The sequence below is a fragment of the Sunxiuqinia sp. genome (assembly GCF_055140945.1).
In genome coordinates, this window is the sequence record NZ_JBSQYS010000050.1 from 1 (window position 1) to 22,863 (window position 22,863).

At 40.0% G+C, this 22,863-nt stretch carries 24 protein-coding genes and 1 tRNA gene; 17 read left to right on the forward strand and 8 right to left on the reverse strand.

Annotation, left to right across the window (positions count from 1 at the left end; genetic code table 11):
* The 9 genes from tatC to ACTB00_RS17730 form a co-directional block, all read left to right on the forward strand.
* Positions 1–297: twin-arginine translocase subunit TatC (gene tatC, locus ACTB00_RS17690; protein WP_463301242.1), on the forward strand; the 297-nt coding region annotated here is incomplete at its 5' end.
* 122 nt (positions 298–419) lie between these two features.
* Entirely contained in the window at positions 420–1,142 is a 723-nt protein-coding gene (gene lptB, locus ACTB00_RS17695) for an LPS export ABC transporter ATP-binding protein (protein ID WP_463301243.1), read from the forward strand.
* Positions 1,143–1,231: 89 nt separating this feature from the next.
* Positions 1,232–1,312 (forward strand) — tRNA-Leu (locus tag ACTB00_RS17700).
* A 141-nt stretch (positions 1,313–1,453) separates the two neighbouring features.
* Positions 1,454–2,809 (forward strand): trigger factor, encoded by a 1,356-nt coding sequence (gene tig, locus ACTB00_RS17705; RefSeq protein WP_463301244.1) that lies wholly within the window; start codon positions 1,454–1,456, stop codon positions 2,807–2,809.
* Between the two features lie 141 nt (positions 2,810–2,950).
* Positions 2,951–3,625, forward strand: coding sequence for an ATP-dependent Clp endopeptidase proteolytic subunit ClpP (clpP, locus tag ACTB00_RS17710; RefSeq protein ID WP_159518660.1), 675 nt, complete (start codon positions 2,951–2,953; stop codon positions 3,623–3,625).
* Between the two features lie 21 nt (positions 3,626–3,646).
* Positions 3,647–4,861: an ATP-dependent Clp protease ATP-binding subunit ClpX gene (gene clpX, locus ACTB00_RS17715; RefSeq protein ID WP_463301245.1), complete on the forward strand. Its 1,215-nt coding sequence runs from the start codon at positions 3,647–3,649 to the stop codon at positions 4,859–4,861.
* A 58-nt stretch (positions 4,862–4,919) separates the two neighbouring features.
* Positions 4,920–5,540, forward strand: a complete 621-nt coding sequence (locus ACTB00_RS17720; RefSeq protein ID WP_463301246.1) for an ABC transporter ATP-binding protein — start codon at positions 4,920–4,922, stop codon at positions 5,538–5,540.
* The gene (locus ACTB00_RS17725) at positions 5,495–6,328 is read left to right on the forward strand and encodes an ABC transporter permease (protein ID WP_463301247.1); all 834 of its coding nucleotides are present in this window, start codon (positions 5,495–5,497) and stop codon (positions 6,326–6,328) included. Before ACTB00_RS17720 ends, ACTB00_RS17725 begins: the two co-directional genes overlap by 46 nt.
* 93 nt (positions 6,329–6,421) lie before the next feature.
* On the forward strand, positions 6,422–7,432 hold the full coding sequence (locus tag ACTB00_RS17730; RefSeq protein ID WP_463301248.1) for an alpha/beta fold hydrolase: 1,011 nt from the start codon (positions 6,422–6,424) through the stop codon (positions 7,430–7,432).
* Between the two features lie 2 nt (positions 7,433–7,434).
* Here the strand turns inward: ACTB00_RS17730 and ACTB00_RS17735 are convergent, their stop codons facing one another.
* The gene (locus tag ACTB00_RS17735) at positions 7,435–8,748 is read right to left on the reverse strand and encodes a DNA recombination protein RmuC (protein ID WP_463301249.1); all 1,314 of its coding nucleotides are present in this window, start codon (positions 8,746–8,748) and stop codon (positions 7,435–7,437) included.
* Positions 8,749–8,872: 124 nt separating this feature from the next.
* Between ACTB00_RS17735 and ACTB00_RS17740 the strand changes: the two genes are divergently transcribed.
* Positions 8,873–9,535, forward strand: a complete 663-nt coding sequence (locus tag ACTB00_RS17740; RefSeq protein ID WP_463301250.1) for a uracil-DNA glycosylase — start codon at positions 8,873–8,875, stop codon at positions 9,533–9,535.
* Between the two features lie 82 nt (positions 9,536–9,617).
* Here the strand turns inward: ACTB00_RS17740 and ACTB00_RS17745 are convergent, their stop codons facing one another.
* From ACTB00_RS17745 to ACTB00_RS17755, 3 genes are all read right to left on the reverse strand, one after another.
* The gene (locus ACTB00_RS17745) at positions 9,618–10,700 is read right to left on the reverse strand and encodes a 3-oxoacyl-ACP synthase III family protein (protein ID WP_463301251.1); all 1,083 of its coding nucleotides are present in this window, start codon (positions 10,698–10,700) and stop codon (positions 9,618–9,620) included.
* 5 nt (positions 10,701–10,705) lie between these two features.
* On the reverse strand, positions 10,706–11,479 hold the full coding sequence (locus tag ACTB00_RS17750) for a UDP-2,3-diacylglucosamine diphosphatase (protein ID WP_463301252.1): 774 nt from the start codon (positions 11,477–11,479) through the stop codon (positions 10,706–10,708).
* 92 nt (positions 11,480–11,571) lie between these two features.
* On the reverse strand, positions 11,572–12,720 hold the full coding sequence (locus ACTB00_RS17755) for a thioredoxin-like domain-containing protein (RefSeq protein ID WP_463301253.1): 1,149 nt from the start codon (positions 12,718–12,720) through the stop codon (positions 11,572–11,574).
* Positions 12,721–12,882: 162 nt separating this feature from the next.
* Between ACTB00_RS17755 and ACTB00_RS17760 the strand changes: the two genes are divergently transcribed.
* The 3 genes from ACTB00_RS17760 (at position 12,883) to ACTB00_RS17770 (ending at position 15,842) form a co-directional block, all read left to right on the forward strand.
* Entirely contained in the window at positions 12,883–13,821 is a 939-nt protein-coding gene (locus tag ACTB00_RS17760; RefSeq protein WP_463301254.1) for a bifunctional riboflavin kinase/FAD synthetase, read from the forward strand.
* 121 nt (positions 13,822–13,942) lie between these two features.
* Positions 13,943–15,361, forward strand: a complete 1,419-nt coding sequence (ahcY, locus tag ACTB00_RS17765) for an adenosylhomocysteinase (protein WP_463301255.1) — start codon at positions 13,943–13,945, stop codon at positions 15,359–15,361.
* Between the two features lie 49 nt (positions 15,362–15,410).
* Positions 15,411–15,842, forward strand: a complete 432-nt coding sequence (locus ACTB00_RS17770; protein ID WP_463301256.1) for a hypothetical protein — start codon at positions 15,411–15,413, stop codon at positions 15,840–15,842.
* A gap of 4 nt (positions 15,843–15,846) precedes the next feature.
* Here ACTB00_RS17770 and ACTB00_RS17775 read toward each other — a convergent pair whose 3' ends face one another.
* Positions 15,847–16,275, reverse strand: coding sequence for a Rieske (2Fe-2S) protein (locus ACTB00_RS17775; protein WP_463301257.1), 429 nt, complete (start codon positions 16,273–16,275; stop codon positions 15,847–15,849).
* A gap of 76 nt (positions 16,276–16,351) precedes the next feature.
* Here ACTB00_RS17775 and ACTB00_RS17780 point away from each other — a divergent pair, with 76 nt between their 5' ends.
* The 3 genes from ACTB00_RS17780 (at position 16,352) to ACTB00_RS17790 (ending at position 17,822) form a co-directional block, all read left to right on the forward strand.
* Complete coding sequence (locus ACTB00_RS17780) at positions 16,352–16,780, forward strand: hypothetical protein (protein WP_463301258.1); 429 nt, start codon at positions 16,352–16,354, stop codon at positions 16,778–16,780.
* A gap of 163 nt (positions 16,781–16,943) precedes the next feature.
* Complete coding sequence (gene greA, locus ACTB00_RS17785) at positions 16,944–17,417, forward strand: transcription elongation factor GreA (protein ID WP_159518688.1); 474 nt, start codon at positions 16,944–16,946, stop codon at positions 17,415–17,417.
* Positions 17,418–17,426: 9 nt separating this feature from the next.
* On the forward strand, positions 17,427–17,822 hold the full coding sequence (locus ACTB00_RS17790) for an HIT family protein (RefSeq protein ID WP_463301259.1): 396 nt from the start codon (positions 17,427–17,429) through the stop codon (positions 17,820–17,822).
* Positions 17,823–17,896: 74 nt separating this feature from the next.
* On the opposite strand, the gene ruvC is transcribed toward ACTB00_RS17790, so the two are convergent.
* The 3 genes from ruvC to ACTB00_RS17805 form a co-directional block, all read right to left on the reverse strand.
* Positions 17,897–18,451 carry a crossover junction endodeoxyribonuclease RuvC gene (gene ruvC, locus ACTB00_RS17795; RefSeq protein WP_463301260.1) on the reverse strand — a complete coding sequence of 185 codons (555 nt, stop codon included), beginning with the start codon at positions 18,449–18,451 and terminating at the stop codon, positions 17,897–17,899.
* Positions 18,451–19,761 carry a S41 family peptidase gene (locus ACTB00_RS17800; protein WP_463301261.1) on the reverse strand — a complete coding sequence of 437 codons (1,311 nt, stop codon included), beginning with the start codon at positions 19,759–19,761 and terminating at the stop codon, positions 18,451–18,453. Before ACTB00_RS17800 ends, ruvC begins: the two co-directional genes overlap by 1 nt.
* A 125-nt stretch (positions 19,762–19,886) precedes the next feature.
* A complete protein-coding gene (locus ACTB00_RS17805) occupies positions 19,887–21,773 on the reverse strand; it encodes a tetratricopeptide repeat protein (protein WP_463301262.1) in 1,887 nt (628 codons plus the stop codon).
* Positions 21,774–21,963: 190 nt separating this feature from the next.
* Here ACTB00_RS17805 and lipA point away from each other — a divergent pair, with 190 nt between their 5' ends.
* Positions 21,964–22,827 (forward strand): lipoyl synthase, encoded by an 864-nt coding sequence (gene lipA, locus ACTB00_RS17810; protein WP_463301263.1) that lies wholly within the window; start codon positions 21,964–21,966, stop codon positions 22,825–22,827.
* Positions 22,828–22,863: the final 36 nt, after the last annotated feature.

Here is a 22,863-nt window from a genome sequence, read left to right on the forward strand (position 1 = left end):
AACATGCGCTCCTACATTGGAACAGTCACCTCTATCAGTCTGGCCAGCGGCGTAATCTTTGAACTTCCGATATTCGTTTATTTTTTAAGCAAGATCGGAATATTAACGCCGTCATTGATGAAAAGCTATCGGCGACATGCCTATGTTGCCTTATTATTGCTTTCCGCGATCATCACTCCACCCGACGTCTTCAGCCAAATCATGGTATGTCTGCCATTGGTTTTTTTGTATGAAATTGGAATTGTAATTTCGAAACGGGTTAATAAAAAAGCTGAAGAGGATATGGAGGCGCTATAATAGTTCATCAAATTAAGCGTTTGAATATTGTAAAACGAGCATGTAAAATTAAAAACACACTGGGGCATGAATATTATTGGCAGGCTCAAGTGTTGCAATAAAAATCATACAACGATAGACACATGAAATTACGAGCCGACAATATAGTTAAGAAATACAGGAAACGAACAGTTGTAAAAGGAGTGTCTTTTGAAGTGGAACAAGGCGAAATTGTTGGGCTGCTCGGACCAAATGGAGCCGGAAAAACAACTTCTTTTTACATGATTGTCGGGCTGGTTCAGCCGCTGTCAGGAAGAGTATTCCTGGATACTAAGAACATCACAAAACTTCCGGTTTACAAACGGGCTCAGCTTGGGATAGGCTACCTCGCTCAGGAGGCTTCTGTTTTTAGGAAATTAAGCATTGAAGATAACCTGAAGGCTGTGCTGGAAATGACCAACTACACCAAGGAGTACCAAAAGGAAAAATTGGAGTCGTTAATTGAGGAATTTGGACTACAGCATATTCGAAAAAGCAAGGGATTCCAATTATCGGGGGGCGAACGCCGAAGAACCGAGATTGCCCGTGCGCTGGCTATTGACCCCAAATTTATACTACTGGATGAACCCTTTGCCGGAGTAGACCCTATTGCCGTTGAAGACATTCAGGAAATTGTGAATAAGCTCAAGGCAAAAAACATCGGCGTACTGATCACCGACCACAACGTACACGAAACACTTTCTATCACCGACCGTTCGTACCTCTTATTCGAAGGATCGATTATGAAAGCAGGAACAGCCGAAGATTTAGCCAACGATGAAGATGTGCGCCGTGTTTATTTGGGGCAAAATTTCACGCTCCGGTAAAACGACTTCACCTCAACAAAAAAAATCTGAAAGTTTTATTTCTTCGTTTGTGTTATAAAAAAAAATAACATACATTTGCACCGCAATTCGCGGGCGTGGCGGAATTGGTAGACGCGCTAGACTTAGGATCTAGTGTCTTTGACGTGGGGGTTCGAGTCCCTTCGCCCGCACAAATTGAAAAATACAACCGCAATGCTTGATTATAATATCGAAGCATGCGGTTTTTATTGATTATAGCCATAAGTTAAACTTGACAAAAAGAGTTAACTGTTTGATAATTTGAACATTTTCCATTTCTTAAGCGGAATTATATGAATATTACAAGAGAGAACATCAACGATCTAAATTCGATTGTTACTGTAAAGATCGAGAAAAACGACTACGAAGCTACAGTTGCCGAGCAATTGAAAGAATACCGTAAAAAAGCTAACATGCCAGGTTTCAGACCCGGCAAAGTTCCTGCAGGTTTGATAAAAAAGATGTATGGGAAAGCAATCCTTGCTGAAGAGGTCAATAAAATGTTGTCTGAAAACTTATCAAAATTCATCGTTGAAGAAAAATTGAATATTCTTGGAGAACCGCTTCCAAATGAAGAAAAAACACCTTCGTTTGACTTTGAAACAGCACAAGATTTTGAATTCGCATTCGATATTGCGGTAGCTCCTGAAGTTGAAGTGAAATTTGACAAGCGCAAAAAATATCCCTACTACTTAATTCAGGCTGATGATAAAATGATCGACCAACAAGTTGATCAGTACACCAGCAAATTTGGCGCAAATGAAGCTGCTGAAACTGTTGAAGAAAAAGATACGATCCGCGGAAACTTTGTGCAGCTTGACGCCGAAGGCAACGAATTGGAAGACGGGATCAAAGCTGAACAGGTTGTCATTGCCGTTGATGTAATGAAAGACGAAGAGGTTAAGAAAGAAATCATTGGCAAAAAAGCTGGAGACACCATCGTATTCGACCCGATCAAGGTTTACGATAACCGTCACGAAGTAGGTCATATGCTGAATATTTCTCACGAAGAAGCTGAAAACGTTGAAGGTGACTTTAAATTCACGCTTACTGAAATTCTTCGATTTAAGAAGGCTGAAGTAAACGAGGATTTGTTCAAAAAGGCTTTTGGTGATGATACAGAGATCAAGACAGAAGAAGAATTCCGCAATAAATTGAAAGCTGATCTTGAGGAACAACTGAAATACTCAAGCGATTACAAATTCACCATCGATAGCCGCGACATCTTAATTGAAAAAATTGAGATGGAATTGCCGGAAGAATTTCTAAAACGTTGGCTGAAAACAACCAACAACGAATTGACCGACCAGCAAATAGAAGATGATTTTGATAATTTCATGAAAGATTTGCGCTGGCAATTAATTAAAGACCGCATTGCCAAAGACAATGAAATTGAAATCAAACAAGAAGATATTCAGGCAATGGCCAAGGAAGTTGCAGCAATGCAATTCCGTCAATACGGAATGTTCGACATGCCCGATGAGCAGTTGAACGCTTTCGGCGAACAAATCCTTCAAAACAAAGAAGAAAAACAACGCATTACAACCCGCGTTCAAGAAGATAAAATCATGGCTGTCATCAAAGAAAACGTTAGCATTGACGAAAAAGAAATTAGCCAGGAAGACTTTAACAAATTATTGGAAAAGTAGAAAATTAACAGCGCTGCTAGCTAGCGAGTAGCATAATTTTTTAACTTTGTAAAAACTGGTTTTCGACTTTAGCTGTTCACGCAGGTCTAAGTCATAAAAAGCCAGACTTTACAAAGTTTTTTTTTAACCAGAAATAGAAACATGAGCGATAAAAAAGAATTTCAAAAATACGCCCAGGGGCACATGGGAATCAGCAGCTTAACAATGCACCGCTACGATTCGTTGTTTACAAATAGTTTAACTCCATACATTATCGAGGAGCGGCAAATGAACGTAGCATCGATGGATGTTTTCTCTCGTTTGATGATGGATCGTATCATCTTTTTGGGAACACCAATCGACGATTACATTGCCAACATCATTATGGCGCAGCTGCTTTTCCTCGAATCAACCGACCCCAGCAAAGACATCCAGATTTATTTTAACAGCCCGGGAGGATCCGTACATGCAGGATTGGGTGTATACGACACCATGCAGTATATTTCACCGGATGTTGCCACAATTTGCACCGGAATGGCTGCATCAATGGGAGCTGTACTTTTAACAGCCGGAACCAAAGGAAAACGTTCGGCATTGAAGCATTCGCGAATCATGATCCATCAGCCAATGGGTGGTGCGCAAGGACAAGCTTCGGATATTGAAATTACAGCCCGGGAGATTTTAAAATTGAAAAAGGAATTGTACGACATCATTGCCAAACATTCAGATAATTCATACGAACAAGTTGAAAAAGACTCAGATCGCGACTACTGGATGACGGCTCAGGAAGCCAAAGAATACGGTATGATTGACGATATATTATTGAAAAACGAATAGAAGAGGAAGAAGGGGAAAACCATGGACAAATGTTCTTTTTGCGGAAAAGAGAAAAAAGACACGAACCTGTTGATTGCAGGAATGGACGGTCATATTTGCGACCACTGCATTGAACAGGCTTATGCCATAGTTGAAGAGGAATTTAAAAAAGATAGCGAATTCGATCTCAATGGGTTGAAGCTTTTAAAGCCCAAAGAAATTAAAGAATTCCTTGATCAATATGTGATTGGTCAGGATCAGGCTAAACGGACTTTATCAGTAGCCGTTTACAATCACTATAAACGTTTAACTCAGAAAGTTTCGAACGACGAAACTGAAATTGAGAAGTCGAACATTATTCTGGTTGGACAAACAGGAACAGGTAAAACCTTGCTAGCTCGTACTATTGCAAAAATGCTGCATGTTCCTTTCACAATTGTTGATGCCACAGTACTGACCGAAGCCGGTTATGTGGGTGAGGATATTGAAAGTCTGCTAACTCGTTTATTGCAAGCTGCCGATTACAATGTTGAAGCAGCAGAACGAGGCATTGTATTTATTGACGAGCTGGACAAGATAGCCCGTAAAGGTGACAACCCATCGATTACCCGCGATGTTTCAGGCGAAGGCGTTCAGCAAGGTCTATTGAAACTATTGGAAGGAGCCACTGTCAATGTGCCTCCACAGGGAGGAAGAAAGCATCCGGAACAAAAAATGATTCCGGTAGACACAAAAAACATTCTCTTTGTTTGTGGTGGAGCTTTTGATGGTATTGAGAAAAAGATTTCAAAAAGATTGAATACCGCAGTGGTAGGTTTTGGGGCTCAAAAATTGGTTGACAATTTGGACCGTGAAAATATGCTGCAATATATTTCTCCTCAAGACTTGAAGAGTTTTGGTTTGATTCCTGAAATTATTGGCCGACTGCCGGTTTTAGCTTATTTGGAACCACTCGACAGACATGCGTTACGAAATATTTTGACTGAACCTAAAAATTCAATCATCAAACAATACGTTAAGCTGTTTAAACTCGATGATATTGACCTGACATTTGAAGAAGAGGCGTTGGAATTTATTGTGGATAAGGCAGTAGAGTTTAAGTTGGGCGCACGCGGGCTGCGATCAATCTGCGAAAGCATCATGCTTGATGCCATGTTCGACAGTCCTTCTGACGGCATAAAAGAGTTGGCCATCTCCAAAGAGTATGCCCAAGAGAGAATTGACCGAAGCAATACACATCGACTAAAAGCAAGCTAATATAAATTCAGAGCCGGACTTGATCCGGCTTTTTTTGTCTTACTTTTCTTATTCGTCCATGATACGATTCAAGAATGTGTCCCTACAATTGGGAAATAAGCAGTTGCTCAAAAACTTCAACCTTCGCATAAGCAAAGGAGATAAAGTGTTACTAGCAGCAGAATCAGGAACCGGAAAAACCAGCCTGCTGCGGCTTATTTTGGGCTTTAACGCTCCGGATGAAGGCAGAATTCTTTTCAATAAAAAAGTAATAACAGCGGAGACCATCCATAAAGTGAGACGGCAGATTGCCTATTTAAGTCAGGATGTGGATTTCCCGAATGGAAAAGTAAGCGAAGTTTTCGAGGACATCTTTGATTTTGAAGCAAACCGTCACATTAACTTTTCAGAAGAACGACTAATTGAAAAGCTGGACGAATTCAACCTCCCCCATGAAATACTAAACAAAAATACCAGTATCATTTCAGGCGGCGAGCGTCAGCGCTTAGGATGGGCTTTGATCCAACTTTTAGACCGTTCGGTTTTACTGCTTGACGAGCCAACCTCAGCCATGGATGAAAAGCAGAAACAACGCTTCATCGACTTTGTTGCCAATACGAATAAAACAGTCATCTGCGTAAGTCACGATCCGGTTTGGCAAATCGAACCAATGAAAACGATAACCAGCTTTATCGCATGAATGCAGCCGATATTTCAATAAGTGGATTATTACTAGGGCTGTTGCTGATTGCACCGACCTTACTAATTATTTGGCGACTGAAGCTTGGGTTTAATCAAAAACTTCTCGTTGCCGTTGGGCGAATGTTACTTCAATTGGGGTTTGTGGGCGTTTACTTAAAATATATATTTTTGCTAGACAATGCCTTTGTCAATGTAGCCTACATACTACTGATGGTACTCTTTGCTGCTCTTTCAGGCATTCGAAATTCGTCACTCCGATTAAAAAAATTGTTGTTCCCTACTTTTACAGCCATGCTGCTCCCTACTCTTTTTACTATTTTCTATTTCAATCTGGCCATCGTCCAGATCGATCACATTTTTCAAGCAAATATCTTAATCCCAATTGCCGGACTCATGCTCGGCAACACACTAAAAACGAACATTGTCGCCTTGAAATCATTTTTCAACAGCGCTCAAAAAGAAGAAAAAACTTACCTTTTTCTATTGGCTAATGGGGCGACTAAAAATGAAGCGGCCCGTCCGTTTCTGAAAGAGGCTATCCGAACTGCCATGGCTCCCAACCTGGCAAGTATGGCAACTGTAGGTTTGGTTTCTCTCCCCGGAGTAATGACGGGTCAAATATTAGGCGGATCAGATCCTATGCTTGCCGTGAAATATCAAATAATGGTGATGATTATTATCTTTTTCAATAGCCTGTTGAGCAATATTCTGCAATTGCTATTTGCGATCCGCAATGGGTTTGATAATCGAGATCAACTGAATAAGGAATTATTTTCGAAAGCATAGAATGATTCATTTAACAATTATTAAAAGTTAAATAGCTTCATCTCTAAACCATTGTTTCTTCTTCCTGTTAAATTAATCAAACACAGGAAAATTATGAATATGAAGCTAAATTCGATTATATCTCTTTTTATCTTATTATTGACTACAAACCTCAGTTTTGCTCAACCCGACAGCCTAAAAGTATTAGGATTAAACCTTGAAAATTACAATTATCCATTTGATGTCAATTACATCACCATCAATAGTCAGGGTGTAAACTACCAAATGGCCTATATGGATGTTCAGCCCGAGCTTGCAAACGGGAAAAGCATTATGCTACTTCATGGAAAGAACTTTAATGGTGCTTATTGGGAGCAAACTGCAAACTACCTTGCCAAAGAAGGGTTTCGAGTATTTATTCCCGACCAGATTGGATTCGGGAAATCTTCAAAACCCGAACATTATCAATACACTTTTCAACAGCTAGCGAGAAACACAAAAGCTATTCTGGATAGTCTGCAGATCGAAAAAATAAGCGTTTTAGGTCACTCGATGGGAGGCATGGTTGCCACTCGCTTTGTTTTAATGTACCCTGAAATAACAGATAAATTCATTCTTGTAAACCCAATCGGTTTGGAAGACTGGAAACTAAAAGTGCCTTATAAACCAGTGAAATGGTGGTATAAAAACGAATTAGGGAAAGGCTATGCTTCCATCAAAAAGTACCAACTCGAAAGTTACTATGACAACCAATGGAAGCCCGAATACGACGAATGGGTCAATCTTCTGGCAGGATGGACTCTAAATATCGATTATCCGCGAATAGCATGGAACGCCGCCCTAACCTACGACATGATATTTACCCAGCCGGTTTGTTACGAATTTGAAAACATAAAAGCTCCGAGCTTGCTTATCATCGGTCAGCGCGACCGAACAGCACTGGGAAAACCACTCGTTAGTCCGGAAGTTCGGAAAACCATGGGACGTTATCCTCAGCTGGGGCGACAAACAAAGCAAAAAATTCCAACTTGCGAATTGGTTGAATTGGATAACATTGGACATCTTCCGCACATTGAAGCTTTTGATCGGTTTATTGAACCGCTAGTGAAATTCTTAAAGAAATAGAATTATTCATCCAAATACTTTTGCGGTAGTTCTTTGCTGGCCTTAGCTCCAAGCTCCCGAAGTTTTTCGGCTGAGCGAACCAGGTTTCCACGTCCATCATTCAACTTATTCATCGCCAAATCGTAATTTCTACGGGTTTGCTCAATATTGGCTCCAACCTTTTCGAGGTCGCCAATAAAATTGACAAATTTATCGTAAAGTGCACCTCCCTGACGGGCGATTTCCATTGCATTACGCGTTTGATTTTCCTGCTGCCAAATGGAGGCGATTGTGCGTAAAGTAGCAAGCAAGGTTGACGGGCTAACGATGACCACTTTATTGTCCCAGGCGTAGGAAAACAAATCCTGATCAGCCTCGATGGCCACACTGAAGGACGATTCAATTGGTACAAACAGCAAAACAAAATCGGGACTGTTCATTCCCTGAGCGGTTTGGTAATGCTTATCGCCAAGTAATTTGATATGACTTTTTATACTTGCCAGGTGATTTTTGATATGCTTCAATCGCTCCACCTCTTCGGTGGAGTTCACCATACGTTCGTACGCTACCAAAGACACTTTCGAATCAACGATAATATGCTTTTGCTCCGGCAAGTGGATTACCACATCGGGCTGCAGGCGTGAGCCGTTTTCGCCAATCGTACTAAATTGCTTTTCGAACTCACGTCCTTCTGTCAATCCCGAACGCTCCAGAATCCGTTCTAAAATCACCTCTCCCCAGTTTCCCTGCTTCTTCACATCGCCCTTTAGTGCTTTGGTCAGGTTATTGGCTTCATCGCTAATCTTCAAGTTTAAATCATGCAGTTTTTTTAACTCAGCTTTCAGATCAGTCTGATCTTTTAAACCTTTCTCATAAGTGTCTTCTACTTTCTTTTCAAACAACTGAATTTTTTCTCGCAGGGGGTTCAGTATTTCACTGATATTTTTTTGATTCACCTCTGTAAAATCTTGTGTATTCTGTTTCAGTATTTTATGCGCTATGTTTTCAAATTCCGTTGTAAGTTTCTTTTGAAGCGCTTCCATTTCCTGCTTCTGATTTATTAACTTTTCCTGTAAATTGGCAAATTCCACTTCTGCCCTCGCTAATCGCTGGGCTTGTTGCTCATTTTCCAGTTCCGAAGCTTCAAGCTTTTGTGTAAGTTGTTCTTTATCACCTTGTAAATAAGTGACACGTTCTTCTAGCTGAACTTTTACTTTTCCGTAATCATTACGAATTGCTAACAAGTCATTTTCTGATCCTTTCGATTTCAATTTCGACATCAACAAGGCAACAACAACGCCAATAGCCAAGCCAGCAAACAGATAGGCAAATTCCATATTTCAATATTTTGAAAACTAAAAGTACAAAGAAGAATGCTATTGAAAAAGTAGTTTGATTATCAGAATTTGCTATTTGAAAATTGAGTGCTATTTTAGATTCCGCAAAGCAAAAACCGACCTCATGGATGTAAAAATAGAAGCAAGCTGGAAAGGAGTTCTAACCGACGAATTTGAAAAAGATTATTTCAAAAACCTGACGGAATTTGTACATGAAGAGTACCGAACCACAAAAGTTTACCCTCCTGCCAAACTCATTTTCAATGCCTTTGATCAGTGCCCGTTCAGCCAGCTAAAGGTTGTTATACTCGGACAGGATCCCTATCATGGTCCCAATCAGGCTCACGGTTTGTGTTTCTCCGTAAACGATGGCATTAAATTTCCGCCCAGCTTACGAAATATTTTTAAGGAACTGCAAAATGACGTTGCAAAACCAATTCCGCAATCGGGCAATTTAACCAATTGGGCCAAGCATGGAGTTCTACTTTTAAATGCGACACTGACTGTTCGTGCCGGGCAAGCCGGTTCGCACCAGAAAAAAGGATGGGAAGAATTTACAGACGCCGTTATTCATAAAATCAATGAGCAAAAAGAGCATGTGGTGTTTATTTTGTGGGGAAGCTATGCTATAAAAAAAGGAGAATTCATCGACCAGAGTAAACACCTGGTTTTAACATCGGTTCACCCATCGCCGCTGTCGGCCAGCCGGGGTTACTTTGGAAATAATCATTTCAGCAAAACGAATACTTTTTTACAGGAAAAAGGCATTGATCCCATTCAGTGGTAATGTTTATTTCAAAAAGAATAATGAGCATAAAAAAGCTGTTCCAATTTCTTGAAACAGCTTCTAAATATTGTAATTGATTCGTTTACCACTTATAAATAATGGAATTGATATTCATCCCGGCACCTACCGAACAAAGGATAATATAATCTCCCTTTTTAATCTCTTGATTTTCCAGTTTTCCTTTTACGATTAGATCGAGCAGGGTCGGCACAGTAGCAGTCGACGAATTTCCAAGCTTATCGATACTCATCGGCATAATTCCTTTAGGAATATCCTTTTCCTTATAAAGCTTGAAAACACCTTTTAAAATCGCTTCATCCATTTTCTCATTGGCTTGGTGAATAAGCACTTTTTTGATGTCGCTTAACTGCAATCCGGCCTTTTCGATACTGTCTTTCACCACGGCAGGAACATGATTTAAGGCATACACATACAACTTGTGTCCGGCCATTTTGATAAACAAATCATCTCTGTCATAATCCGGATTCAAAGAGTCGCCCATTGTCAGAAGATTGGCAAATGGAATTGAATCGGATCGGCTTGATTGGGCTAAAATACCAATAGGTTCTTCAGACCAAACGCCTTCAACAACGGTTGCTCCGGCTCCATCAGCGTAAATCATGGTGTCCCGGTCGTGAGGATCTGCAATCCGGCTAAGCACATCGGCACCTACAACAACTCCTTTGTTGTACGTTTCACTCTTAATGTAGGCATTGGCCACAATCATTCCCTGAGTCCAACTTGGGCATCCCGATATTACATCATGGCAAATACAGGCCGGATTTTTCAGTCCGAGCTTACCTTTTACTTTGTTAGCCAAAGAAGGCAACACATCTATATGTGTTCTTCCTTTCTGAACATCTCCAAAATTGTGTCCAATGATTATAAATTCCAGCTCATCCAACTCAATACCTGCAGAATCACAAGCATCCTTTATTGCCTCGGCAGCAATATCCGAATCCACCTGGTCATCTTTCACCCATCGGCGCTCCTCAATATTGGTAATCTCACGGAATTTTTGAATGATCTCCTCATTGGTCTTCTCAAAAGGTTTCTTCGAGGAAGGATCATAAAAACAGTAATCAGAAAAATAGTCATTTCTTATTACCTGTTCAGGAATACAGCTTCCTGTTCCAATAATCTTTGTGTATAACTTCTTAGCCATAGCAATCAATTCATAGGCTTTTCGCCCGGACCTTTATATTTTTTCAATTCAAATTTTTCGCCATCAAAAACTCCATAGGAGTAATGTGTAATCCAATCGCCCAAGTTAATATATCTGGACCTTTTTTCAAGGGGCAAATCTAATAACAAATGCCGATGACCAAAAATAAAATAGTCAACTTCTTCATCTTCAAGCACCGATTTTGCAAAAAGGAGAAGCCCTTCTTTGTCTTCGCCGTGAAAAGGAACGCTCATTCCTTTAGTCAAACGGCTCTTTTTTGACCATTTGTGAGCCAGCCAAATTCCCAGATTCGGATGAATTCGTGCATACATCCATTGCAAAAAACGATTGGTAAATAGCTTTTTCAGGAAATGGTAGCCTTTATCGTAAGGATCAAGCCCATCACCATGTGCCAAAAAGAATTTCTTTCCGGAGAAGGAAATACGCATCTCGGAGCGATGAATCTGCACGCCCAATTCCGAAGGCAAATAATCAAACACCCATACATCATGATTCCCTGTAAAAAAATGAACGGGAATACCGGAATCAGCAATTTCAGCTATTTTTCCTAAGGTGCGCACAAACCCCCGGGGGACTACCTTTTTGTATTCAAACCAGTAGTCGAAAATATCACCCATCAAAAAAAGAGCTGCCGCATCCTGCTTTATTTCGTCAAGCCAGGCAACAAATTTTTGTTCGCGTTCCCTGTTGTTATCAAGCGCCGGGGCTCCTAAGTGAATGTCGGAAACAAAATATATTTTGCTTTTTGAGTTTGTCAATGTGTAGCTGTTCTTACGTAAAAAAACCTGACAAATATACCTGTAAAAAATAAGTTATCAGAAAATAAAATTCAAAAAGACGGGCTTAAAAACTAATCCAACAACTCTTTCAATAATTTATCCAATGCAGGCCCTTTAGCGTTTTTGGCTATAATTACCCCTTCTTTATCCAACAGATAATTGTATGGCAACTCCTGAACGTTGTAATTAGAAACCGCCTTTGTACTACCTTTCATATCGCCTACATTAGTCCATTTCAGCCCATCCTTATCAATGGCATCGACCCACTCGTAACGATTTTCATCTAAGCTAACCTGATAGATTTCAAAGCCTTTGCGGCTGTACTTGTTGTAAAGTTCAACTAACACAGGATTCATTATACGTGATCCACGGTCTTGAGACGCCCAAAATTGAAGTAAAACATATTTTCCCTGTAACGAAGACAGAGCAAGCTCCGTCCCATCTGGGTTCGGTAAAAGAATATCGGGGCTATTCGTGCCTTGTTCCTGAATAAATTGCTGCATTTTAGCGTTTCGCTCATCCTTCATCAACTTAATTGTGTTCGCGTATAACGCTTTAACGTGCTCTGACTCCGGATAAAAAGTATTCAACGCAGAAGCAGCTGTTTTCAGCGACTGCAAGTCCTGAATAACAAAGTTATCGTTGTCGAACTTTTGATAAAGCGCTAAGACGTTAGCCATAGAAAACGGATGTGCATTAACGAAGTTTTGTGAATACTCTCGTTGATTTTGCACAACATCACTGTATTCTTTATCCCATTTCTTTTTCAATTCCGGATAATTTGGATCTGTTCGAAACATGACATGCAAAGAACCAATTGAGTCCAGCTTGTGTTTTGTTTCACTTAGTTGCAGATTCAACTCCTGAACCAAAGACGAACCTTCGGAGCCACTAACCCGATAATCGCGCGAAAAGTTGGCGGCATCGCCTGCAACCTCAACTTGTTCGGCCGAATCAACCAGCAGGGTAATAAAGTTTTTCTCGCTTAATTTAAGTAGAAAAAAAGTAGGATGATGAACAACCCCGTCAAACTCAAACTTTCCATTCTTACCAATTTTTGCCGAATCAACAGCTTCTGAAGAAGAGACTTTCAATTCATCCAGATAAATGTATTTTTCTTCAGCATTGGTTATCGTTCCTGAAATTTTGTAATGTGTTGAATCATCACATGCGATAGCAAAGGCAGCAATTAAAATGACAAATACAATTATTCTTTTCACGTTTCAGATATTTTATCAGTTTTTATCGGTGGGTAAAAATAATCATTTACAAATCAAAAACAGGAGATGTGTGAATTCTTTTGAAAGTTGCACCTGTTTTCAGATATAACTGCGATAAAAAACAAAAATGTGCTACTTTTGACAGTTGAAAATTAGGCTTAAATGAAAGTTTATCGAGACATCGACCAATTTCATGTAGAAAAACCAGTACTCACCGTGGGCTCTTTTGACGGTGTTCATCTGGGGCACCGAAAAGTTATTGACCGATTAAAGAAAATCGCCAAACGAAACAAAGGTGAATCTGTCATCTTTACATTTTCGCCACACCCGAGACTGGTGCTTAACAAGCAAAAAGGCAGCCTTCGCCTTTTAACTACGCTGAATGAAAAAATTGAGCTACTTGAAAAGGCAGGCATCGATCATTTAATCATATTTCCATTCACCAAAGAGTTTTCGGAGCTAAGTTATACTGATTTTGTTCGGATTATCTTGGTGAAACAATTAAATATCCACACGCTGGTTGTTGGTCACGATCATAGATTTGGTAAAGATCGTAAAGGAGATTTTGAAATGCTTCAAGGGCTTTCTATGGCTTTCAATTTTCAACTCGAACAACTTGATGCGCTCATTTCTGACGACATTCGGGTTAGTTCTACAAAGATACGTGAGTCGCTGGAGAATGGCACCATTGCTAAAGCAAACAAACATTTGGGATATCCATTCAGCTTGCACGGCACAGTTGTGGAGGGACAAAAGCTAGGAAGAAAAATCCAATTCCCCACCGCTAATATTGAAGCCTCTGATCCTCATAAAATTATTCCTGGCTTTGGTGTTTATGCAGTTAAATTGCTAATTGATGGTACCGCCCACCAAGGCATGCTTAATATTGGCACACGGCCAACCATTAACAATAACGCTGATAACCGCAGCATTGAAGTGCACTTATTTGATTTTAATCAAGACATCTACAACAAACAAGTTGAGCTGAAATTCATTTCCAGAGTAAGAGAGGAAAAAAAGTTCGGGTCAATTGATGGTTTGCGCACTCAACTGGAACTGGATAAAGTCAACGTAAAGAAATTCTTCAAAACTCTAAAATAGACGGAGACTAATTCTTCGATTCCAGGCTCCACTCGTCTGTTAATAAGAATTAAACAAAATAGTTTCATTGCGGTTATTTAGCTGAAATAATTATCTTTGCACCTCTAAAATTGAAGACATTATGACAACAATGACAGAACAGAAAGTTGATTATAAAGTAGCTGATATTTCTTTAGCTGATTACGGAAGGAAAGAAATTGAGATTGCTGAAAAAGAAATGCCCGGACTGATGTCGGTCCGTGAAAAATATGCTGCCGAAAAGCCACTTAAAGGAGCCCGCGTTATGGGGTCGTTGCACATGACTATTCAAACAGCTGTTTTAATTGAAACACTGGTTGAACTGGGAGCCGATGTTCGTTGGGCGAGCTGCAATATTTTCAGCACGCAAGATCACGCAGCAGCAGCCATTGCAGCGTCAGGAGTGCCCGTTTTTGCATGGAAAGGTGAAACGTTGGCAGAATACTGGTGGTGCACCGAGCGTGCTTTGGATTTTGGAAACGGACAAGGCCCAAGCTTGATTGTTGATGATGGTGGTGATGCTACTGTTATGATCCACCATGGTTATGCAGCAGAGGATACTCCTGCCATATTGGACGCTAAACTTGATGCTGAAGACGAGATTGAACTCAACAAAATTCTGAAGCGTATTGCCAAGGAAGATCCCAAACGTTGGCACCGCACAGCTCCTGAAATTAAAGGAGTGTCGGAAGAAACAACAACAGGAGTTCATCGCTTATACCAAATGATGGAAAAAGGCAATTTATTGTTCCCTGCTTTCAATGTGAATGACTCCGTTACAAAATCGAAATTTGATAATTTATACGGTTGTCGCGAATCATTGGCTGATGGTATCAAACGTGCCACAGACGTGATGATAGGTGGAAAAGTTGTTGTTGTTGCCGGTTACGGCGATGTTGGTAAAGGTTGTGCCAAATCGATGAAAGGATATGGTGCCCGTGTAATCGTTACTGAAATTGATCCAATCTGTGCATTGCAAGCTGCCATGGAAGGCTTTGAAGTTAAAACCATGGAAGAAGCACTGGATGAAGGAAACATTTATGTGACAACAACCGGAAATAAAGATATTATCACTGCCGAGCATATGGCTGGCATGAAGGATCAAGCAATTGTTTGCAACATTGGCCACTTCGATAATGAAATTCAGGTCGCTAAACTTGAAAAATGGCCTGGCGTTGAAAAACTCAACATCAAACCTCAGGTTGATAAATACACTTACGAAGATGGTCATTCAATCTACTTGTTGGCTGAAGGTCGTTTGGTAAATCTGGGATGTGCTACCGGACACCCTTCATTTGTGATGAGCAACTCGTTTACTAACCAAACTCTGGCCCAAATTGAACTTTGGAAAAACGAATACAAAACCGATGTATACCGTCTTCCGAAACATTTGGATGAAGAAGTTGCCCGCTTGCACCTTGAGCAACTGGGAGTAAAACTTACCAAGCTTTCGAAAGACCAGGCAGAGTACTTAGGCGTGCCGGCAGAAGGCCCCTACAAACCAGAACATTATCGTTATTAATTGATATTTTAAAGCAGCCTTCGGGCTGCTTTTTTTTGTATCTTCGAACATGTCTGGCAAAAAGCAACATGAAAAGAAGGTATTTCAGCTCTTTAAAAATTTAATTGATGATTTCCCAAAAGGCAAAGTGATTCAGAATGAATCACCTGATTTTTTATTACGTCTTAATCAGAAAAAGACAATTGGGATAGAGCTGACAGAACTCCGCGGACAAACTTTTCACGAAAATCAAGGACATTTTGAAAATCCGGATTTGCTGTTTCAACACATTGAGAATACAATTTCGGCTAAAGAAGAAAAAATATACCTCTACCAAAAAGTGAAACCAGTAGAGCTTTGGCTTCTGATTCACATTCAATCTTTCCAGGGAAAGCTGAACTTCCACTACCGCAACAAATTAAGCAACTGGAGCTTCACTTCGTCCTTCGACCGTATCTATTTATTGGAGATAAAAAACAAGGATTTACACCTGATTTGTTAGCTTCTTAGTTCGTAATGTACAAGCGATTAGCAGAAAGGCTGGCCCGGTATTGCTTTAAGGGTTCAGCAGAAGGCCCGCTAATGACATATCCGCCATCCAACAAGTTATATTGCGTATTACAGCACGGGCATGTTCCAATTACTCCATCGGCTTCAATCCGGCACTGAAAATCGATCTCGTAAGGACAAGTTACATCGTATGCATAAAACGAGACTCCGTTGTTGATTACCACGATACCACCATATCCAGCTCCGTTAAAAAAGACAGGAAATCCAACCGTATTTAGCGCATTGTAATTAACAAGGTTGACAGAATAATTAACATTAACATACGGAATAGCAGAATCAAAGTCGTCTTTACATGCCGGAGCAATCGACAAAATAAGCAGGAGCAAGAAAAACAACTTAAGTACTGATCGTTTTATGCCATTCATTTTTTATACCTTTATAAAAGCTAAACAACGAAATGGCAAATTTATTTTGTCATTCCTTCTGCAAAATTAATATAAAATGGAAGATTACATATTCATAATCATTGCAATCGTGCTTTCTATTGTAGGTGCTTTAAACCAAAACAAGAAAAAGAAAGCCATGCAAGAACAACAAGACGGCGATGAACAACATCAGGAACCATCTTTCTTTGAACAAATCTTTGATGATCCTGTTTTTCAGGAGGAAGAAATTCAGGTTGAGAAAGTTCCTGCAAAAACAGAAACACCTGAGGTGAAGAAGCGCGAAAAAAGAGTGCCGCATAAACCACTGCAATCATCATTAATGAAAAAAACAGAGATTAGTGGTTCTATTGACGACAATATTGGAGCAGCTATTGGAGAAGATGAATACGAAGAAACACAAGAAACCACGAGAGAATCAATCATGAACGGATTTTCATTAAAGAAAGCTGTTATATATTCTGAAATTATCAACAGAAAATATTAGAACCAATTAATAAACAATATTTTATATCCATTTCGGGCTAACTGCTTTCGCAAATATTAAAAATTTTATATAGCTTTGTAGCACTAAAGAGTTCCGCTCGTTCGGAATTCTTTTTTCTTTTATATAAAGCCAAGTCACATATTATTATAAAAAGTAAATTACAATGGGAAAAGTGACCTATATCACCCAAGGAGGGTTAGATAAGTTAAAAAAGGAACTCGAACACTTAATGAATGTTGAACGTCCGTCTATTTCAAAGCAAATTGGCGAGGCGATCGAAAAAGGAGATATATCTGAAAATGCTGAATACGATGCAGCCAAAGATGCTCAGGGAATGCTTGAGGCAAAAATTGCTCAGCTACGCGGCAAAATTGCTAATGCACGTATTATTGATGAGTCAAAAATTGACACTTCATCCGTTCAGATTCTGAATAAAGTAACGATTAAGAACAAAAAGAATAATGCCACAATGAAGTACACCATTGTGTCGGAACACGAAGCGGATTTAAAATCGGGGAAGATTTCGATTGAAACTCCAATCGCTAAAGGCTTGCTGGGCAAGAAGGTGGGCGATGTTGTTGAGATTCAGGTACCATCCGGAATAATTCCTTTCGAAATTATTGACATTGCACTTTAAAATAAAGTTATGGCTAGTCTTTTTACCAAAATTGTGAACGGCGAAATTCCTGCTTATAAAGTTGCTGAAGATGAAAACTTTTTGGCCTTTTTAGATATTTCGCCAACAGCTAAAGGACATACTTTAGTTATCCCGAAAAAGGAAGTTGACTACCTGTTCGACCTTGACGAAGAGACTTACATTGGCTTAAATCTGTTTGCAAGAAAAGTTGCCACCGGATTGAAAGAAGCGATTCCGTGTGTAAAAGTCGGCGTCATGGTTCTTGGTCTTGAAGTTCCTCATGCTCATATTCATCTAGTCCCCATGCAATCGGAACGCGACTTGCTAAATTTTTCGGACAAAGTGGAAATGAGCGAAGAAGAATTTAAAGATGTACGAGCCAAAATCGCTGCGGAAATCGAGTAATCGAGTTAATGAAAAATACTTTCAAGCCATCCGGATTAAGGGATGGCTTTTTTTTGTCTAATCGTCAAGAACCGCTATTTCACCCTTCCTGGGTTCTTCTTTACAAAGTCACCCCATCCTTTATAGGACTTTCCTTTTAGCGGACTTTTCAATTGCAGGTAATGACAAACAGCAACAGCCAGCGCATCGGTAGCGTCCAGTTCTTTGGGAAGCTCATCATCTTTAAACATGTTTCGTAAGAAAAAAGCAACTTGCTCTTTTGCTGCCCGACCCATTCCTGTTATCGCCTGTTTAACACGCAGTGGAGCATATTCAAAAACCGGAATGTCTCTTTCCAGAGCAATGCCCATAACAATTCCCTGAGCACGCCCCAGCTTCAACATCGCCTGTATATCTTTCCCAAAAAATGGAGATTCAATGGCTAACTCATCGGGCAAGTACTCATCAATTAAATGCTGAGTACGCACAAAAATGTGTTTCAACCGTAAGTAATGATCTTTATACTTTCCTGTTTTTACAACCCCCGTGTGTAGAATCTTTGGTTTATTGTCAACGATTTCAATCAGGGCATACCCCATCACAATGGTGCCCGGATCAATTCCTAATATACGTTGTGAGGTAACTGCCATTAATAAGCTCCTGTAATTTCCTGCAAGCCACGTTTCAGTGGTAACCCTTGTGGTTTCAACCTCACCGACTTCATCGCTACAACATCGTTTCCATCAATAATATCAAGAGCCTTCCTCAAACAAGCTTCCTGAGGATCACCCCATGCGTGGTAAATATCATCGACTTCGGGATAATCTACCGGAATGCCATTAAAGAAATGTCCATTTCCATAGGCATTTACAATCTGAAAAGTGACCGGCGCGAGAGCCAAGTTATAATCTTCGGACGCAAACACTTGCATTCCAACCGGCTTTCCATGGGTTTTTTCACCCACCAAAACAACCTCTTTATACGGAAACATTGAATTGATGACAAACTCGCTGGCAGATGCAGAGCTTTCGGTTGTTATAAAAAACAACCGATCGAGATTCACTGAACGAGCATCCGCCTCCATCACTCCATAGGTAACATTCTCATCAGTATGATTCTGATTATAAATAAAAGACGCCAGAGGCTCATTTAAAATATCATTCCCACCAACTAGTGTAGCTAACTGATATGCGATCTGAAAACTCCCTCCCCCATTATATCTCAAGTCAACAATCAACTCATCAATATTCTGTTCTTTAAAATAAGTAAAAGCCTCAATCAGTTCTGCCTCCGAAGGATCTAAAAAACTTTCGAATACCAGGTAACCAACTTTTGCACTCTCAGTTTCTATAACGCTGGTATGCAAAACAGTATTCATATTGTAATCAGTTCGTGTCATTGTGCTGGAAACAGTATCTCCTATCAAATCAACAAAAGTAAATTTCACAGGACTATCGGTATCAAATGCACCAAGGATATCCGGCAAAGCTGTTACGGTAGCATCATTAATTTTATGGATTTCCCAACCACGGTCGACACCCGCCAAGCCCATTGGGGAATTCTTGTAGGTAAACCGAACCATCAGCTTATTATCCGCATCTAATGCCATACCCACACCATACCCTTTAGTTTCCGCCTCTTCATATAACGCCAGGTAAGCATCTAAGTCAGCAACAAAACTCCAACGATCAACCTCATCATACCTCAGTGCATCAAGTAGTTCTTCATTTGAAGAATAGGTATTTGGATCAAGTTCCGGCACTTCATCAAGCCAAAAATAATGGTCGTTAAAAACATCATAAATATAGGTTAAGCTATTTTCAACAACTTCCTCTTCTTCCTTTTCCTCTTCAATTATCTCATCTTCCGGTATCACTTCGTCCTTGGAACAAGAGATACCAAAAAACAATACCCCCAAGAGAAACAAGCGAATCAGCTTTTCAATTTTATTTATTTTCATTTAGTACAACTCCTATCACTTTATATTGAATGCTTTACAATTTAAAATTGATAGCATTCAGGTTTCAATTAATTTTTAAAATTATAAAAATTCACGTACCAAATTGAATTATCGCGAATTTAACTTCAGTAGACTTCAGGTTCAAACTGCAAAGGTTCTTCCTGTTGTTCTACAGGAACTTCGCCACGTAACCGACGATATCTACTCCTTGCTTCCTCCACGTAGATACTTCCCGGGTATCGAGTCAATATCTCTTTAAACAGTTCGGCTGCCTCTTCTTTTTTATTCAGTTGGGTTTCATAAATCTCACCCAACAAAAACATGGCATCATCTCCCAGAAGATCATATGCAAATTCGTCTTTAATTTTCATTAAAAAACCAACGGACTGATTATACTCTCCCTGCTTGATTAAAGCTTTAGCTTTTCTGAAATAAACATCGTCCAACAAACTATTGTAGCTGTATTTGCTTTCAATTGAATCAAGCGTAAGCCAAGCTAACGAATCTTGATTTCTGAAACTATAAAGATCAGCCTTGGCAAACAACTCCATGGCGGCAGTTGTGGTATCTAACGCGATATTATTACTGATAAAAACAGATAATTCCAGAGCATCATTAGCGATCAATTTGGAGGTACTGGCTTTCAACACATCCAATTGAGCCTGTGCCCAGCTTAAGTTTCCCATGAAATAACCTAATCTGGCTTTTTTGAGTTTAACCTCGTCTCCCAGTGGATTATTTTTGTTGGCATCGATAACCTGTGAATATAACAAAATAGCTTCCCACAAATCATCTTTCAGCACATGAATATCTGCCAACTCATTTTTTAGCTGATCCCGGTTCAAGACGCTTAAACCGCCGAGTTTCATTTGTCGTTCGAGTAATTGTATGGCTTCTTCAATCCGATTCTGATAAAACGCTAAAAAATGGGCATAATCAATTACCAAAGGCGTTGTTTCGGTGGTAAATCCAATGACTTTAAATGTTTCTTCAAATTGGTCTTTCAGCACTTCTGAATGACGATATTCCTTTGGTTGATCGACAAATTGGCGATACAGCATCTGCATTTTCCCACTGTATGCCTCTTGATAAAATTCCCCTTCTGTTCCTTTTTCAATAAGATAGTCGTAAGCTCTGATTGCTTCATCAACTCCATCATTACCTGCTGCAACACGAGCCAAATTAGCTATTTGTCCATCGCCTTCCCCTATTCTTTTATCTAAGGCAATAGATTGACGCAAAGCTTGCGAGAAACGCTTTTCCTGCACGAATAGCCAAATCAGCAGATGATTGTAAGCAATCACATTTGGAGTTTGCTGAATACGCCGGAGTAGTGCGGTTCGAAATTCATCGCGCAAGGAATTATCGACATCCATTCGAAAAGCTGTCAGCATACTACTTTGAACCCGACCTAAGTTTGTTTCATCATCTTTCAACAATTCCAGGTACTCCTGGAACATCAACTCATAGTTGCGCTGATAGAGATAAACTCGTGCCAACTCGTAATGAAAAGCTTCGTTATTCAACTTATTTCGTCCCAACTGATAAGTCTGCTGGGCAAATTCGTACTCACGCCGACTTAAAAAAGCATTAGCCAGCTGAATGTAATCGGTTTTGTTATTCGAAACAAGCTGAATTGCTTGATCAAACTTTTCGGTAGCTGCTTCCAGCAAGTTTTGTTGCTTCAGTAAATACCCCCATTGCACATATAAATACGGATCGTTATTTCGCTTTCGCAATTGTTTTTCAATATCCTTTTCGGCTTGTTCAAAATTGCCCATTTCAATCAAGCAGTTCAGGTACAAATTGAAATAATGCAGACTGCCTGAGCTGGCATAGATTTCCTGATAAAGCACAGCAGCTTTTTCAAAATCCTGGCTCCTGTAATATTGATTCGCCAATTGCATCTTATTGGCATCCATCTTTATCTGCTGGCCAAAGCCAGTGCATGGCATTAACAGCGATGCCAAGATGCCAATGAATAACAGTCGTCTTTTTATCTGTTTTTGCATAGTCTACAAAAATAACAAACGCTGCATGAGAAAAGATGAAAGAATCAAAAAATTTGTTCCAAAGTCGATTTATCAGTCGGTGTCAATTTTAATGCCACCATTAAAAAAAGGGCAAGCCCGTAGAGTTTGTTCATATATCATTTCTCAGAAAGTTGGATTTGACTAATTTTAAGGCAAAATTCCAAGAATCATGAGCGAAGCCCATTCAAGCCAACAGCGCTTACCACAATGGATGAAAATGAAACTCCCAAAAGGCGAAAGTTATTCCATGGTGAAAAACCTGGTCAATAAGCATGAATTACACACGATTTGCACGAGCGGTAATTGTCCTAATATTGGTGAATGCTGGAACCGGGGAACGGCAACCTTTATGATTTTGGGAGAAATTTGCACCCGAAATTGCAAGTTTTGTGGAGTAACTAGCGGCAAACCACTTTCGGTTGATTCAAACGAAGCGAAGCGAGTCGCTGAGTCAGTCCGGATCATGGAACTAAAACACGCCGTAATTACCTCTGTTGATCGCGATGATTTACCCGACTTGGGAGCTGAAGCCTGGGCAAGCACAATTACAGCAGTCAAACAATTAAATCCGGACACCAAACTGGAAGTGCTAATTCCTGACTTTCAAGGTAAAACGGAATTAATAAAACAAGTTGCAAGAGCAAAACCGGAAGTCATTTCGCACAACCTCGAAACTGTAGAACGACTGACACCAGCCATTCGCAGCGCAGCAAAATACCGTAGAAGCCTGAAAGTGATCAAAACAATTGCTGAATCAGGAGCTGTTGCAAAATCAGGAATTATGCTCGGACTTGGGGAAACGGAGTCTGAAGTCTTTCAAACGATGGATGACTTGCTAAAAGTCGGTTGCAAAGTAATGACCATCGGCCAGTATCTGGCACCGACAAAAGCACATATTCCGGTTGTTGAATACATCACCCCCGAACAATTTGAAAAATATCGAACAATTGGGTTGGAAAAGGGTTTTTCTTTTGTCGAAAGCAGTCCGCTGGTTCGCTCAAGTTACCGAGCCGAACAACATGCGCTGGCTTAATACACAAGTCGAAATTTGGATAAAGCAATGTGCATA